Below are 13860 nucleotides of genomic sequence, written 5' to 3'. Positions count from 1 at the left end.
GTTGAGAGAGTGTCTCAGTCTCACAAATGAATACCGAGTCCAGGAAGAGTGAGATTCAAAGTACCATTGGCATTAACAGCGCTATACTTGGTTATAGACTTCATAACAGGAATTTTATGTCTGTTTTGTGTCTAAGAAAAAAATTGATTTATCCAAGCTGTAACATAAAAGGGTGGAGCCAAGGTGACTAGTATTGATAATTACACCTTCTCTTTTTCAGGAGAAGTCGCAATTCCCCAGGCTCCTCCTGAATTTAAATCTGGTTTTATCGGCATTATTGGTCGCCCCAATGTCGGTAAATCTACTTTGATGAATCAACTAGTCGGGCAAAAAATTGCCATCACATCACCAGTAGCTCAAACCACACGTAATCGGTTACGGGGTATTTTAACCACACCATCGGCACAGCTAATTTTTGTAGATACCCCAGGAATTCATAAGCCCCACCATCAATTAGGGGAAGTGCTGGTAAAAAATGCCAAGATTGCTATTGACTCGGTAGATGTTTTGCTGTTTGTTGTCGATGGAACGGTGGCTTGTGGTGCAGGCGATCGCTATGTTGCTGATTTGCTCGATCACAGCACAACGCCGGTGATTTTGGGTGTCAACAAAATTGACTCTCAACCTACGGGTTCCCAGTTTATAGATGATAGTTACACTCAGTTAGCCGATGCTCATCAATGGCAAACTGTGAAATTTTCTGCTAAGACTGGGGCAGAATTACCCCAACTGGAAGAGTTATTAATTGAGCATTTAGAACACGGGCCCCTATACTACCCCCCAGACTTGGTAACTGATCAGCCAGAACGGTTTATTATGGGCGAGTTGATTCGCGAGCAAATTTTGCTGTTGACGCGAGAAGAAGTACCCCATTCAGTGGCGATCGCCATAGACAAAGTAGAAGAAACCCCCAGCATTACCCGTGTACTTGCTACCATCAACGTCGAGCGTGATTCCCAAAAAGGCATTCTCATTGGTAAAGGTGGAGCAATGCTCAAAGCAATTGGGAGTGAAGCTCGCGAACAAATTCAAAAGCTGATCGCTGGTAAAGTCTACCTAGAACTATTTGTCAAAGTTCAACCAAAATGGCGTCAATCACGGATGAGTTTAGCAGAATTGGGATATCGCGTGGAAGAATAAACTAGTATAGGTCGGCCTAATGATTAAATCTTGGATGGTAATTGGAGCAGTGGCTTTTTTAGTGGCCTCAGCAGCTAACTTGACTACGCCAAGCGATCGCCAATGGTTTAAACGCCTACAAAGACCCAGATGGCTAACTTTTGAAGCAGCAATTCCACTGATCTGGATTGTCATCTTTATCTGCGGTGCTTGGTCAGCTTATATTGTCTGGGAACATAACCCAGGAAACAGCGCCACCTGGTTAATGATGGGTTTATACCTGCTTCTAGAAATTTTTACCATTGCCTACACCCCTGTAATGTCCAGGCTGCGCAGTCTGAAAGTGGGGACAATTCTGGGTGGTACAGGTTTCCTAATCTGTGTTTTAGTTACACTTGCAGTCTTATCTATTTCACCTTGGGCAGTATTATTACTAGTTCCTTATTTACTTTGGAGTCCCATTGGCACTTATACCACTTGGGTAATGATTAAACTTAATCCTGAAGAGGCTTAGAACCGCACCTATGCCAGACGTCCATAACTCGCTGTCACAGGATTAGCTGGATGTGATTGATTATGTAACCAAGCCCACATTTGATCACCAAAGGAAAAATGCCACCATTCTCTCGGATTGCGTTCAAATCCAGCTTTTAACATCACATCCAGCAATAATTGACGGTTAGCATGATACTGCTGATCACTATTGGCATAATAATCGGGATGCGATCGCACCGACATTTCATCAATCGGCGAACCCATATTTACAACATTCCCCCCATCATCTACCAGATTTATATCCACCGCCCCCCCCGTACTGTGAGGAGGCGGAGTTTTTGCATCCAAACTCGGTACAGCCCAAATTTCATAAACCACCCGCCAAATCTCCTCACGTTGCTGGTTTGTCAAATCCGCCTCAATCAATCCTCTTTCCTGCAACGCCAACCCAAAACTATAATCAACCATAAACTGCTGCACAGCTACCGGACGATAAGCATCAAAGATTTGAATCCGCCAGTCAGAACGCAGTAATTGTAAATAATTTTGCGCTTCCAGCAAACGTTCAACCACACTTTCGCGCAGATAATAAGGCGAATGTTCCCCGTAATTAGCACCTAATTTTTCATAAGGATGAGGAGATTCCACCGCAAACAATTCTAAAGGAATCTCTACCAATGGTGTACCACATTCAATAATCGGGACTTGATGATAAGGTCTCATTTTCTTGAAAATTACAATAGATAATTAGTCTAACCCACCAGTGTTAAAGCAGTTATCATGCCTTTAAACCCCACCCTTCCACTCTTCTTTGCGCCTTTGCGCCTTTGCGCGAAACAAAAATTATTCATCTTCACAACAAGATGATTTTACCGCCTTCTCCGGCACCGGATCATAACCCCCCGGATGAAACGGATGACAGCGCAAAATCCGCCGCGTAGCCATCCAGCCACCACGCCAGACCCCAAAGCGTTCAATTGCTTGTATAGCATACATCGAACAAGTTGGTTGAAAGCGACAAGTCGGGGGAAACAGCGGCGAAATAAATATTCGGTAGCCTTGAATCAGCCAAATCAATAATATTTTCATAACCGCCCAAATCTAATAAAGTGGTAACAAAGGTCAAAATTTCTCTGAAACATCTTTGTTGAATACATTTTCCGGTTTAGAGTCTATCCCCCCTTTATGGCTGCAAATTGCGCCTGCTGCAATTTGGGTTTTGTTCATTATCCTCCTCGCCTGGGCGGTAAGTCACTTTACCAATAGCGAACCCGAAATCATCCGCAAAATAGTTCATATTGGCACCGGTCATGTAATTCTCATCGCTTGGTGGCTAGATATCCCCGCCAGCATAGGGATTACAGCTTCGATTGTAGCGAGTGCCATCACCTTATTGTCCTACCTCTTGCCTATTCTCCCCGGTATTAATAGCGTCGGACGCCAAAGTTTAGGGACATTTTTTTACGCTGTTAGTATTGGTATTTTAGTTGCTTGCTTCTGGCACTTAAAACAACCCCAGTACGCCGCCCTAGGCATTATGATTATGGCCTGGGGAGACGGACTAGCAGCCTTGATTGGGCAGCGCTTTGGCAAGCATAAGTATAAAATTTTGGGGTCACAAAAAAGTTGGGAAGGTTCTCTCACAATGACCCTCGTTAGCTATCTCGTCAGTAGTTTGATTTTACTGGAAACACAAGGAAACCTTTGGCAAACTTGGGTAATATCACTGTTGGTAGCAGTTTTTGCTACTGCTTTAGAAGCATTTTCGTTTCTGGGTATTGACAATTTAACAGTTCCTTTGGGTAGTGCAGCATTAGCTTTTATGTTAACTCAGCTACTGGTAAGCAACTGATTGAGATATCAGCCATTTAGAAGAGATTTATTTGCTATTTAAATTCCCAAATTACCCCCTAGAGACGCTTTCTCTAGGGGGTTGATTGTTATGGCTATTCTTTCATCAAACAGGAATCCTAGAGGACTGATCTATTTATTACCGAAGAGAGAGTTTAATTAACTCCTTGCTCAATTTATATAGGAAATAAGTACAGTAATTTACTGACTTTAAAAAATTACTTTTCCGAAAAAAATGAGCTTTTTTAATTATTCAATACCGCCCTTGCGTCGTAAGCAGTTAACCATAGAAATTGAAAAATTGGAAGGATTATGGTATGTTAACTGGCAAATTGGGAAAATTCGGCTTTATTCAACATTTTATACTCGTATTGACCAAGCTTGTATATTTTGGAGTTTACTAATTATACCGATGTTTATGACTGCCCAATTTCTCCCTATTGGCTGGAATTTACAAGCTACTTTATGGTCAATTCTCAGTTTTATTGGTATCACCCTCATGGTAATTTGGACTAGTCATTGGGTAAAAGCCAAACGAGTTAGCTGGTTACTCTATTGCTGGGTACTGCTAATGCTATTTGGGGTGATATTAACGGATTTGAGTATTTTTATCGGCTGGGGGGAAATATTAATACACCTCTGTCCATTGTGGTTAGGGTTGAGTACACTAGGCTACTTGTGTACAGGTTTAGCAGTGCGATCGCGTGCCTTTATCTTCACAGGCATAGTTCACCTAATAGGAATTTTTATCTTGCCTTATATTGGCCCTTGGCAGTTTCTTAGCACTGGTGGTCTGATGGTTCTCTGCTTATTAATTTTAGCTGAATTCCAGTGGGATTGCTGATAAAAAAACAGAGGCGGCACAAATTTTTTCATCCTTATATTTTGGGAAGAGTATAGGCGATAGCGAGGGTTGACAACTTGAATATTTATGTTATCTGTATGGCTGTATATCTGTATCTATATTAATAGGTAATTAGTTAGCTGCCAATGAGCAATTGCCTATTACCTAGAAACGGAAGTAATTAGCCAGACATACTATTGCTAGCAAACTACCGATTGCAGCTATACAATAACCCTGGTTATTTTCAATAAATTGCCAAAAAGCTGAAAAAACATTGAATATGTCCAATTACATCTCATAGAGATTACTATAGCTAAAACACATAAAAGTTTTTCTTATATCTACTTTTAGAAGTAAACTTATAAGTTTGATTTCTACCCCTAGATTTATGAATTTCTGGGAAGCAGTGCATATAGTTAAGTTCTTAGGTGGTCACACACCTAATGAAAGTAAGTGAGGCAAAGAATCATGTCAAATCAAATGATTGTATCCAAGTTGTTTGTTGTATTATCTGATGAACAACAAGAGCTTCTAACTGGTGGCGCCGACTTTGAATTAAGTAACAGCAATTTCGCCAACAGACTGGCAACATTACAGGGAACAACTGCTTCCGGCCCCGGTGGCAGCACAGGCAACTCTAGCGCAATTAATAATGCGACCAATACCGCAGCGCAAGATTTCTTAGGCTTAGGTGGAACCATTCCTCTAGGCATTGGTGGACTGGGTGCTGCACCTGTCCTGAATGGAGCAGCCCCAGAAGTCGCACCAGCCCCAGAAGCTGCTGGTGCCGCTGGCCCCGATGCAGGCATTGTTGTCACCCCTGGCGTGGCGCCGTAGTCGCTATTCTCTCAGCATTCCCATCGGTAAGTCCAAAAATCAGCAGTCACATCAGAGAGCTTCGCACCTGACGGTAGGGAATAGTGAGTGGGGGTTATTAAACATTCAAGAATGAAGAATAAATCAATATGGCATTGTACTGGTAAGTTCTTCTTTCTTTCTTCCCCCAAACCAAATCTGCAATTTTTATCCCGAATAGCTAACCATTGCAGAGGTCACCCTGCTTAGTTTTCCAAGACAGCAGGGGGTTTACTCCCTTGTTGTTGTGGCACTAAACAAGAAGGACACTCAAAGTTTCTGCTCCTGAGGTAGCGGCATCTATGGATTCTAGAGATGACCTGTCTTGGACTTTTTCTCACCACCCCATCCTCTAGCTTTAGGGGTTAGGGCAAACTGGAGGCAGCAAGTCAGTCTCTAGAATGCATTCTTTTAGAAATACCTAACTGAGGCAAAGAATCATGTCAAATCAAATTATCCAATCTGAGTTGTTTGTCACCTTATCTAATGAACAACAACAGGTTTTAGCTGGTGGCGCCGACTTTGAACTAAGTAACAGTAATTTCGCCAACAGACAGGTAACATTGCAGGGATCAACTGCTTCCGGCCCCGGTGGCAGCACAGGCAACTCTAGCGCAATTAATAATGCGACCAATACCGCAGCGCAAGATTTCTTGGGCTTGGGTGGAACCATTCCTGCGGACGTCGGCGCCTTGGGTGCTGCACCTGTTCTGAATGGAAATGTCGCCCCAGCTCCAGCCCCCATCCCTGGTGCGATCGCCGCCGTCCCCGGTGCCCTCGCCGCCATCCCCACAGTCTAACCATTCCCATCAGTAACAAAAATTTGGCAGATGTCACTCCAGAGTGCTTTGCACCTGACGGTAAGCAATAGTGAGTGGGGGGATCAAACAATTAAGCATGAAGAATGAATCAATACGTTATTCCTTCTTTCTTCCCCCAAACCAAATCTGCAATTTTTATCCCGAATAGCTAACCATTGCAGAGGTCACCCTGTTTAGTTTTCCAAGACAGCAGGGGGTTTACTCCCTTATTGTTGTGGCACCAAATAAGAAGGGCACTCAAAGTTTCTTCTCCTGAGATAGCGGCATCTATGGATTCTAGAGATGACCTGTCTTGGACTTTTTCTCACCACCCCATCCTCTAGCTTTAGGGGTTAGGGCAAACTGGAGGCAGCAAGTCAGTCTCTAGAATCCATTTTTTTACAAATACCTAACTGAAGCAAAGAATCATGTCAAATCAAATTATCCAATCTGAGTTGTTTGTCACCTTATCTGATGAACAACAACAGGTTTTAGCTGGTGGCGCCGACTTTGAATTAAGTAACAGCAATTTCGCCAACAGACTGGCAACATTACAGGGAACAACTGCTTCCGGCCCCGGTGGCAGCACAGGCAACTCTAGCGCAATTAATAATGCGACCAATACCGCAGCGCAAGATTTCTTGGGCTTGGGTGGAACCATTCCTGCGGACGTCGGCGCCTTGGGTGCTGCACCTGTTCTGAATGGAAATGTCGCCCCAGCTCCAGCCCCCATCCCTGGTGCGATCGCCGTAGTCCCCGGTGCGATCGCCGCCGTCCCCACAGTCTAAGCATTCCCATCAGTAACAAAAATTCGGCAGATGTCACTCCAGAGTGCTTTGTACCTGACGGTAAGCAATAGTGACTGGGGTGATCAAACAATCAAGAATGAAGAATGAATCAATACTTTCTTCCTTCTGCCCTTAGGCAAAATCTGCCATTTCTATCCTGAAGAATCAACCATTGCAGAAGTCATCCTGCTGATTTTATCAAGACAGCACAGGGTTTACTCCCTTGTTGTTATGGCACTAAACAAGAAGGATGATCAAAATTTATTCTCTTGAGATGGTAGTAATAGCTGTGGATTCCAGAGGCTTCTTGTTATCTACCCTTTGGCACAACCCAATCATCTGGGTAAATGCCTCAGAGAAAATTATCCGCAAGCCAGTTTCTGGAATCCTAGGACTTACATACGGTACAAATTTACCCTCGTTCCTAGCTTGAGGCTGTCTCCTATCGCCAGAGGCTATGCTGCCCCAAGGTCTAGCGTCTCGAAGAGAAGAGATGGTTGTTTGATGAGTCTGCCATCCTACCCGTAGTGTGCATTCCCTAACGCACTTTCTTCGCACTTTTAATCACACAAAACATACCCCATCTTTGCTGTTTTCTATCTGTGAAGTCCTAAATCCTTTGTTTGAGAAATATCTAAGTGAGGCTCACAATCATGTCAAATCAAATCATTACATCTAAGTTGTTTGTCCCTTTATCTGATGAACAACAGCAGTTTCTAGCTGGTGGCGCTGACTTTGAACTGAGTAACAGCAATTTCGCCAACAGAATTAGTGCCTTACGGGGGACAACTTCTTCCGGCCCTGGTGGCAGCTTCGCTAACTCCGCAGGAACTAGTAATCTTACCAATACCGCAGCCCAAGATTTCTTAGGCTTGGGTGGAGAAATTCCTGAAGGCATAGGAGCTTTACCCCCCACACCCGTCCTTGGGTAACTAAAAAAATCAGATATCACACCCAACTGCTGGACAGGTTTAGTTCAGGAATTGCCAGGTTAACTTTGTTGTCGTTGTCGCCCATGACACAATGGGCGCTCAAGGTTTCTTCTCCTGCGGTTCCTGAGCCAAAATCTATTCGTTAGATGGGTAAACTCGGTGCGCAGGGCGGCATCACCCAATATTTTGCGTGAAAACGAGATTCTCCAAGCCTCCAACTAGCGTTGGAACCACCAATTTTGGACAGGTTTTCCCAAGGGTGAATGGGTTAGGGAAAAGTTCATCTGCTTTCTTAGTGTCTGGAATCCTTATTGTTCAAGATTGCATTAGTAGGGCTAAGAACTATGTCACATCTAATCATGGCTGTTGAGTTGTTTGTAGACTTATGTGAGGAACAACAGGAGCTTCTAGTTGGTAGCGCCAGCTCTGAGCAGAGTAACAGTAACTTTACTCAAGACGTTGTCAATCAACAGGGGACAACGACTTCTGGCCCTTTGGGTAATACTTCCAACACCAGACTCCAGAAGAATTACATCAGTAACTCTGCACAAGCTTTGTTAGGATCGGGTGCAGCTATTCCTACAGACATTGGAGCTTTGGCTCCTGCACCCATGCTTGGCGCAGATGTGGCCCCAGTGGCCGCAAACCCAGGGTAAATAACCACCACTGTTTCTTAAACATTACTTCAGGTGATCAGACAAAAATCAGCTGTTATATGAGAACGCTTCCCATCTGCAAGCAAAGATAGGAAAGTGGTGGTTCTGAGAGCGTCAATTCAATTCAAAAAAAGGTCAAGAGTGAAATGAGCAATGTGGGTACTAAAGGTTTCTGCCGATTAGGCGGTAGTTGTCTTCTCCAATTTCAGAACACTTTTGTTGAATATGTCAAATCAAATCATTGCATCCCAGTTGTTTATCACGTTATCTGATGAGCAACAACAGTTTATCAATGGCGGTCAGGATCTTGTACTTGGTAGTGGCCCATTACCTATACAGGGCGGTACCCTCACGGGAACAACTGATATGGGGAAGGCTACGAATACACAGGGACAAATCTTTTCTGGACCTGCTGGTAGTATCAGCGATGCTCTAGGCGGACGAAAAGGCACTAAGACCGCTGCAAACACTTCCGTGATCACTCCACCAGCTTTCTTAAGTATTGGAACACTAAAATAAATTTTCTTTTTCCCCAGCTAAAACCTATAGGTTAGGTTAAGTAAGGTTACTCATCATCTCAAATCAAATCATTGCATTCAAGTTGTTTGTCAGGTTATTCAGATTTCAAACCAAAGTGCCTTGCCTATCTAAGCAGCAACTTGTGAGTGGTGTGATCAAAAAGTCCAGAATGAATAAATTTTTTCATCAGACTTATTCTTTTTTTCTAGATCCTTCCCCTACATAAAAGATGTAGGTTTAGAGAGGCTTATCATGATGTCAGATCAAATCATTGCATCCGAGTTGCTCGTCAAGTTATCTGTTCAGGAACAGGAGCTTGTTTCTGGTGGTGCTGACTTTGGTCTGAGTAACACTAATTTTGCTGAAAGAGTTGTATTTTCCCTGGAGTCAACCGCCTCCACTCCCTTAGGCAGCACTACCTTCTCTGTTGGCTGGGATAGGTCCAGGAATACTGCGGCACAATATCTTTTGGGACTGGGTGGAACTATTCCTGGGAACATTACAGCCTTACCTCCCCCACCTATTCTTTAACTAGTCCCCTAGATGAGCCGGAAAAATTAGCTGCAATACCGCTAGTGCTTCCTAGATAGGTACGGACTATTCCGTGGGGGCTTTTAAATAGTCAAAAGTAAATAATGAATAGATTTTTGCATGATACTTGTTCTTTCTTCCTTCTGACCCTAGCCAAGATATCCAAGTTAGTGGCTATGCCGTTTTTAAACGCGATATTTGGACTAAATGCACCAAATAAAACTACTGCCGCTAAGAAATTTCGGGAATATGAAACTTTACCAAGTAAGAAGGGGGGAGAGGAGATTTTAATGACTCGCTCAACGTAAGTGAGGACTTTGAGAGAGTTTGAGCTATCTCCTCTATTTTGTTTCTCTACGTTTTAGCCACGTTCGAGACTTGAGAAAGGTTATTATCGCGCCTAGCGTTTTACTTTCTCTCCCCCTTTATTAATCATATACCATGACCAACTATAGGATTCCTATTTGATTGCGGAAAAACCCTGATATTGACTCTCGTGTTGCTTTTGACAATGGCGTTAGGGATTTAATTAAAGTTATAACCTTAGAGGGTTGTTTTTCGGTAGCAGGCGATTTCCAATCAAGTTATGGAGACTTATCTGAAGCCATCCATCTTCGTAAATGCGACATTTAAATAACTCTAATTTCCGTTGATGTCTCAATTAAAAATAAAAGGTGCAATACGGTGAACTCCTTACGCCATGAGGAAAACTATGTTAGGGATCAATTGAATGAACCGATTCCTGAGCAACTCCATTTAATTGAAGTTAACGAGTTTCTCCCTCATATCAATAAATGGACTAGCATCGGAGGGGGAGTGTTGCTGACTATCTTTGTGGCAGGGATGAGTCTCACATCTGTTCTCCATTACAATGTCACAGTCAAAGTCCCTGCCACTATCCGACCTGTGGGAGAACTGCGGGTTATTCAGTCCGCCACGGCTGGAACTGTTGAAAGGATTGATGTCCGAGAAAATCAGGTGGTGAATCAGGGGGATGCGATCGCTTATGTTGATGATTCCCGCCTGCAAACTCAAAAGAGCCAACTACAAAACACTATTCAGCAGGGTCAATTACAACTGGGTCAAATCGGTACTCAACTGGTTCAAATCAATACTCAGATTGTGTCCCAGACTGAGTTAATTAACCGCACAATCTCGGCGGCACAAGCGGAGCTAGGTGGTACTGAACGCAACTATGGCGATCAGCAAATTAAAGCTACTGCGGAAATGACACAAGCAGAAGCTGCCTTGGCATTAGCCAAAGTGCAACTGGAGCGATTGCGGCGGGAAAAAGTATTAACAGCAACTGTAGAAGAAGCAGAAGCCGCCTTGAAGTTAGCCCAAGTGCAACGAGAGCGATTGCAGCCGATAGTCGAATCGGGAGCAGTTCCTCTCAATCTATTTGAGGAAAAAGACCAAGCCTTTAAGTCTGCTCAAGCTAGGCTAGAACAAGCCAAAGCTACGGCTAAAAACCTCTTGGAGGATAAAGAACAAGCCCTTCAAATAGCCCAAATGAATCTAGAAAAGGCTAAAACGGCGATCAATCCTAATAATGCTGCCGTCACTATGGCATCTGAACGGATTAGGCAAGAACAAGCAAGGGGTGAAGGTACTTTAGCCAGTTTAAAAAGAGAACGAGAGTCTCTACTCCAGCAGCGTTTAGAACTACAAAAACAACTCGTTCGCACTCGTCAAGAACTACAACAAGTAGGAACTGACTTAAGTAAAAGTGTGATTCGAGCGCCGATTACAGGTGTACTACTGCAACTCAATCTCCGCAACCCAGGACAGGTGGTGCAACCAAGTGAAGCGATCGCCCAAATTGCCCCCCTCGATGCTCCTTTACAGATTAAGGCTTATGTCCAGGCTAAAGATATTGACAAGGTGAAACCGGGTCAAAAAGTCCAGATGCAGGTTTCTGCCTGTCCTTACCCAGACTACGGAACTCTCAAAGCAATTGTGAAAACTGTGGCACCAGATGCCCTAGTAGTGAACAAAAACAGTCCAACTACTGCCTATGAAGTAATAATTGAGCCAGAAACTCTATATGTGGGTAGAGGGGAGCACTTGTGTGATCTCAAATCGGGAATGGAAGGTCGCGCTGATATTATTTCCCGTCGGGAAACCGTGCTTCAGTTCATTCTCAGAAAAGGAAGACTCATCACAGATGTGTAATCCCACAATTGGGTTTTAACAATCATCAATTGCTCTTTGAGGATTTTGGGTTAAGCAGAATCACTAAATCTAAAATTCTAAATTCCCTGATCTTGTTTACCAAGTTTTGATCCAGAAGGGTGACTATGTTTAATCTACTCAAACCCAATAAAAATTATCAGTGTGTTTTACAGTTAAGTGAGGAAGACTGTGGAGCAGCTTGTCTAGTCTCCATTTGCAAGCATTACGGACGCTTCTTAAGCATGACTAAAAGCCGCGATGCTGTAGGTACTGGACAGCTAGGAACAACTTTGCTGGGTTTAAAACGTGGCTCTGAAACTCTAGGGTTTAATGCCAGGGCAGTTAAAGCTTCACCAGCGATCGCAGACCGCATCAGAGAAATCCAGTTACCAGCAATTATTCATTGGCATGGCTACCATTGGGTCGTACTCTACGACCAACGAGGCAAAAAGTACGTCATTGCCGACCCTGCTGTAGGCATCCGCTATGTTAGCCGAGACGAATTAACAGCAGCTTGGAATGGGGTAATGCTCTTACTAGAGCCAGATCCTACCCGCTTTTTTGAACAGCCCCAAGAAGAATCAAAAGGTGGCTTAGGACGCTTTTTGAAGCGCATCTTGCCTTACCGTGGGCTACTCACTCAGGTTTTGATGATCAATACTGTCCTGGGTCTACTCGGTCTCGGTACCCCCATCCTCATTCAACTGCTTACAGATGATGTCCTAGTACGGGGAGATACCCAGCTACTCACCGTTGTGGTGACAGCGGTTGTGGTGATGAGCTTATTTAGTAGTAGCCTGCAAGCAGTACAAGCAACGATGATTGCTCACTTTGGTCAGCGACTGCAATTAGGGTTAGTCTTAGACTTTGGACGCAAACTTCTCCAGTTACCCTTGGCTTACTACGAAGCTCGTCGCAGTGGTGAAATTACTAGCCGACTGCGAGATATCAATGAAATCAACCAATTGGTATCACAGATTGTAATTCTGTTACCCAGCCAGTTTTTTATTGCGATGATTTCTTTCGGGCTGATGCTATTTTACAGCTGGCAACTAACGCTAGCAGTCCTCTTCGTCGCTGCCTTAATGACTTTATCCACCTTGCCTTTCTTGCCCATTCTCCAACAAAAAACCCGCCAACTTTTGGTGTTGGGAGCAGAAAATCAAGGTGTGTTGGTGGAAACTTTTAAAGGTGCACAGGTAATCAAAACCACAAATGCCGCTCCCCAATTCTGGGAAGAATTCCAAAGTCGCTTTGGACGCGTTGCCAATCTAGCTTTTAGCACCATCCAAATCGGCATTATTAATGGTACTGTTTCTAGACTCTTCTCTACCGTTGGTAGTGTCATTTTACTTGGGCTAGGGAGTATGCTGGTGATTCGGGGGCAATTAAGCATCGGTCAAATGCTGGCTTTTAATGCCCTACAGGTAAATGTTCTGGCTTTAATTAACTTGTTAGTTGGCTTCGTCGATGAATACTTTCGCTCGCAAACGGCAATTTCTCGCCTACTAGAAGTTATTGATGCTACACCAGAAGTGGTGGGAGGAAGTCAAAGGCCAGCGGCACAAATCTCTGGAGATGCAGATATTCGTTGTTCCCATCTCCAATTTCACCACCCTGGTAGAGTTGATTTATTAGAGGATTTTTCCCTCAAGCTCCCCGGTGGGAAAGTTATTGCTTTCATTGGTAAATCAGGCTGTGGTAAAAGTACTTTGGCCAAAGTAATAGCCGGCTTATATCCGCCAAACTCTGGCAATATCCGCATTGGCTTTTATAACATCCAAGACCTTTCTCTCGATTGTCTCCGACAACAGGTGGTTTATGTACCCCAAGAACCTCATTTCTGGAGTCGTTCGATTTTGGAAAACTTCCGCTTAGGAACGCCTTATATCTCTTTTGAGCAAGTTGTCAAAGCTTGCGAAATCGCTGATGCGGATGAATTTATCAGTCAATTGCCTAGTAAGTATCAAACTGTTTTAGGGGAATTTGGGGCAAATCTCTCTGGGGGACAAAGACAACGATTAGCGATCGCCAGAGGCATCCTCACCGACCCACCTGTACTAATTTTAGACGAAGCCACCGCTGGACTCGATCCAGTCAGTGAAGCTCAAGTACTAGATCGCCTCTTGGAAGAACGAAAAGGCAAAACTACAATTTTGATCACTCATCGTCCCAGCGTAGTCAATCGCGCTGATTGGATCGTACTCATAGATAAAGGTCAGATTAAACTACAAGGCACTATGGAGACTTTTCTCTCTCAACCAGGAGAACACTTAAAGTTTTTGGCATTGTAAT

General features: G+C 43.8%; 15 protein-coding genes. 13 read left to right on the top strand and 2 right to left on the bottom strand.

Annotated elements, in window-relative coordinates:
* Nucleotides 1–183: 183 nt before the first annotated feature.
* A complete protein-coding gene (era, locus tag H6G32_RS09745; RefSeq protein WP_190457552.1) occupies nucleotides 184–1140 on the top strand; it encodes a GTPase Era in 957 nt (318 codons plus the stop codon).
* Nucleotides 1141–1159: 19 nt separating this feature from the next.
* Nucleotides 1160–1633 carry a TspO/MBR family protein gene (locus H6G32_RS09740; protein ID WP_190457550.1) on the top strand — a complete coding sequence of 158 codons (474 nt, stop codon included), beginning with the start codon at nucleotides 1160–1162 and terminating at the stop codon, nucleotides 1631–1633.
* A gap of 8 nt (nucleotides 1634–1641) precedes the next feature.
* Here H6G32_RS09740 and H6G32_RS09735 read toward each other — a convergent pair whose 3' ends face one another.
* Both H6G32_RS09735 and yidD read right to left on the bottom strand, forming a co-directional pair.
* Nucleotides 1642–2337 (bottom strand): M15 family metallopeptidase, encoded by a 696-nt coding sequence (locus tag H6G32_RS09735; RefSeq protein WP_190457548.1) that lies wholly within the window; start codon nucleotides 2335–2337, stop codon nucleotides 1642–1644.
* A 120-nt stretch (nucleotides 2338–2457) separates the two neighbouring features.
* A complete protein-coding gene (gene yidD, locus H6G32_RS09730) occupies nucleotides 2458–2703 on the bottom strand; it encodes a membrane protein insertion efficiency factor YidD (protein WP_190457547.1) in 246 nt (81 codons plus the stop codon).
* A 55-nt stretch (nucleotides 2704–2758) separates the two neighbouring features.
* On the opposite strand from yidD, the gene H6G32_RS09725 reads away from it, so the two are divergent.
* The 11 genes from H6G32_RS09725 (at nucleotide 2759) to H6G32_RS09675 (ending at nucleotide 13859) form a co-directional block, all read left to right on the top strand.
* Entirely contained in the window at nucleotides 2759–3466 is a 708-nt protein-coding gene (locus H6G32_RS09725) for a diacylglycerol/polyprenol kinase family protein (RefSeq protein ID WP_190457545.1), read from the top strand.
* A gap of 234 nt (nucleotides 3467–3700) precedes the next feature.
* The gene (locus tag H6G32_RS09720) at nucleotides 3701–4309 is read left to right on the top strand and encodes a hypothetical protein (RefSeq protein WP_190457543.1); all 609 of its coding nucleotides are present in this window, start codon (nucleotides 3701–3703) and stop codon (nucleotides 4307–4309) included.
* A gap of 468 nt (nucleotides 4310–4777) precedes the next feature.
* The gene (locus H6G32_RS09715; protein WP_190457541.1) at nucleotides 4778–5146 is read left to right on the top strand and encodes a CTB family bacteriocin; all 369 of its coding nucleotides are present in this window, start codon (nucleotides 4778–4780) and stop codon (nucleotides 5144–5146) included.
* A gap of 458 nt (nucleotides 5147–5604) precedes the next feature.
* Nucleotides 5605–5964: a CTB family bacteriocin gene (locus tag H6G32_RS09710; RefSeq protein ID WP_190457539.1), complete on the top strand. Its 360-nt coding sequence runs from the start codon at nucleotides 5605–5607 to the stop codon at nucleotides 5962–5964.
* A 428-nt stretch (nucleotides 5965–6392) separates the two neighbouring features.
* Nucleotides 6393–6752: a CTB family bacteriocin gene (locus H6G32_RS09705; protein ID WP_190457537.1), complete on the top strand. Its 360-nt coding sequence runs from the start codon at nucleotides 6393–6395 to the stop codon at nucleotides 6750–6752.
* Nucleotides 6753–7405: 653 nt separating this feature from the next.
* Complete coding sequence (locus H6G32_RS09700; protein ID WP_190457534.1) at nucleotides 7406–7684, top strand: CTB family bacteriocin; 279 nt, start codon at nucleotides 7406–7408, stop codon at nucleotides 7682–7684.
* 344 nt (nucleotides 7685–8028) lie between these two features.
* On the top strand, nucleotides 8029–8340 hold the full coding sequence (locus H6G32_RS09695; RefSeq protein WP_190457533.1) for a CTB family bacteriocin: 312 nt from the start codon (nucleotides 8029–8031) through the stop codon (nucleotides 8338–8340).
* Between the two features lie 225 nt (nucleotides 8341–8565).
* A complete protein-coding gene (locus H6G32_RS09690) occupies nucleotides 8566–8859 on the top strand; it encodes a CTB family bacteriocin (RefSeq protein WP_190457531.1) in 294 nt (97 codons plus the stop codon).
* Between the two features lie 252 nt (nucleotides 8860–9111).
* Nucleotides 9112–9390: a CTB family bacteriocin gene (locus H6G32_RS09685; RefSeq protein ID WP_242046543.1), complete on the top strand. Its 279-nt coding sequence runs from the start codon at nucleotides 9112–9114 to the stop codon at nucleotides 9388–9390.
* Nucleotides 9391–10074: 684 nt separating this feature from the next.
* Nucleotides 10075–11565, top strand: coding sequence for an HlyD family secretion protein (locus H6G32_RS09680; protein ID WP_190457529.1), 1491 nt, complete (start codon nucleotides 10075–10077; stop codon nucleotides 11563–11565).
* Nucleotides 11566–11690: 125 nt separating this feature from the next.
* On the top strand, nucleotides 11691–13859 hold the full coding sequence (locus H6G32_RS09675; protein WP_190457528.1) for a peptidase domain-containing ABC transporter: 2169 nt from the start codon (nucleotides 11691–11693) through the stop codon (nucleotides 13857–13859).
* The last annotated feature ends 1 nt before the right edge of the window (nucleotide 13860 follow it).

This window comes from Cylindrospermum sp. FACHB-282, assembly GCF_014697195.1.
Taxonomy (GTDB): Bacteria; Cyanobacteriota; Cyanobacteriia; order Cyanobacteriales; family Nostocaceae; genus Cylindrospermum.
Note: the sequence above shows the minus strand (reverse complement) of the source record. Positions and strands in the feature narration are given on the sequence as shown.

Excerpts from the sequence above, each read along its gene's own strand:
- H6G32_RS09720 (WP_190457543.1), top strand. The coding sequence starts at position 3,701 with ATGAGCTTTTTTAATTATTCAATACCGCCCTTGCGTCGTAAGCAGTTA.
- H6G32_RS09710 (WP_190457539.1), top strand. The coding sequence starts at position 5,605 with ATGTCAAATCAAATTATCCAATCTGAGTTGTTTGTCACCTTATCTAAT.
- H6G32_RS09685 (WP_242046543.1), top strand. The coding sequence starts at position 9,112 with ATGATGTCAGATCAAATCATTGCATCCGAGTTGCTCGTCAAGTTATCT.
- H6G32_RS09700 (WP_190457534.1), top strand. The coding sequence starts at position 7,406 with ATGTCAAATCAAATCATTACATCTAAGTTGTTTGTCCCTTTATCTGAT.
- H6G32_RS09735 (WP_190457548.1), bottom strand. The coding sequence starts at position 2,337 with ATGAGACCTTATCATCAAGTCCCGATTATTGAATGTGGTACACCATTG.
- yidD (WP_190457547.1), bottom strand. The coding sequence starts at position 2,703 with ATGAAAATATTATTGATTTGGCTGATTCAAGGCTACCGAATATTTATT.
- H6G32_RS09690 (WP_190457531.1), top strand. The coding sequence starts at position 8,566 with ATGTCAAATCAAATCATTGCATCCCAGTTGTTTATCACGTTATCTGAT.
- H6G32_RS09740 (WP_190457550.1), top strand. The coding sequence starts at position 1,160 with ATGATTAAATCTTGGATGGTAATTGGAGCAGTGGCTTTTTTAGTGGCC.
- H6G32_RS09705 (WP_190457537.1), top strand. The coding sequence starts at position 6,393 with ATGTCAAATCAAATTATCCAATCTGAGTTGTTTGTCACCTTATCTGAT.
- H6G32_RS09715 (WP_190457541.1), top strand. The coding sequence starts at position 4,778 with ATGTCAAATCAAATGATTGTATCCAAGTTGTTTGTTGTATTATCTGAT.
- H6G32_RS09695 (WP_190457533.1), top strand. The coding sequence starts at position 8,029 with ATGTCACATCTAATCATGGCTGTTGAGTTGTTTGTAGACTTATGTGAG.
- H6G32_RS09675 (WP_190457528.1), top strand. The coding sequence starts at position 11,691 with ATGTTTAATCTACTCAAACCCAATAAAAATTATCAGTGTGTTTTACAG.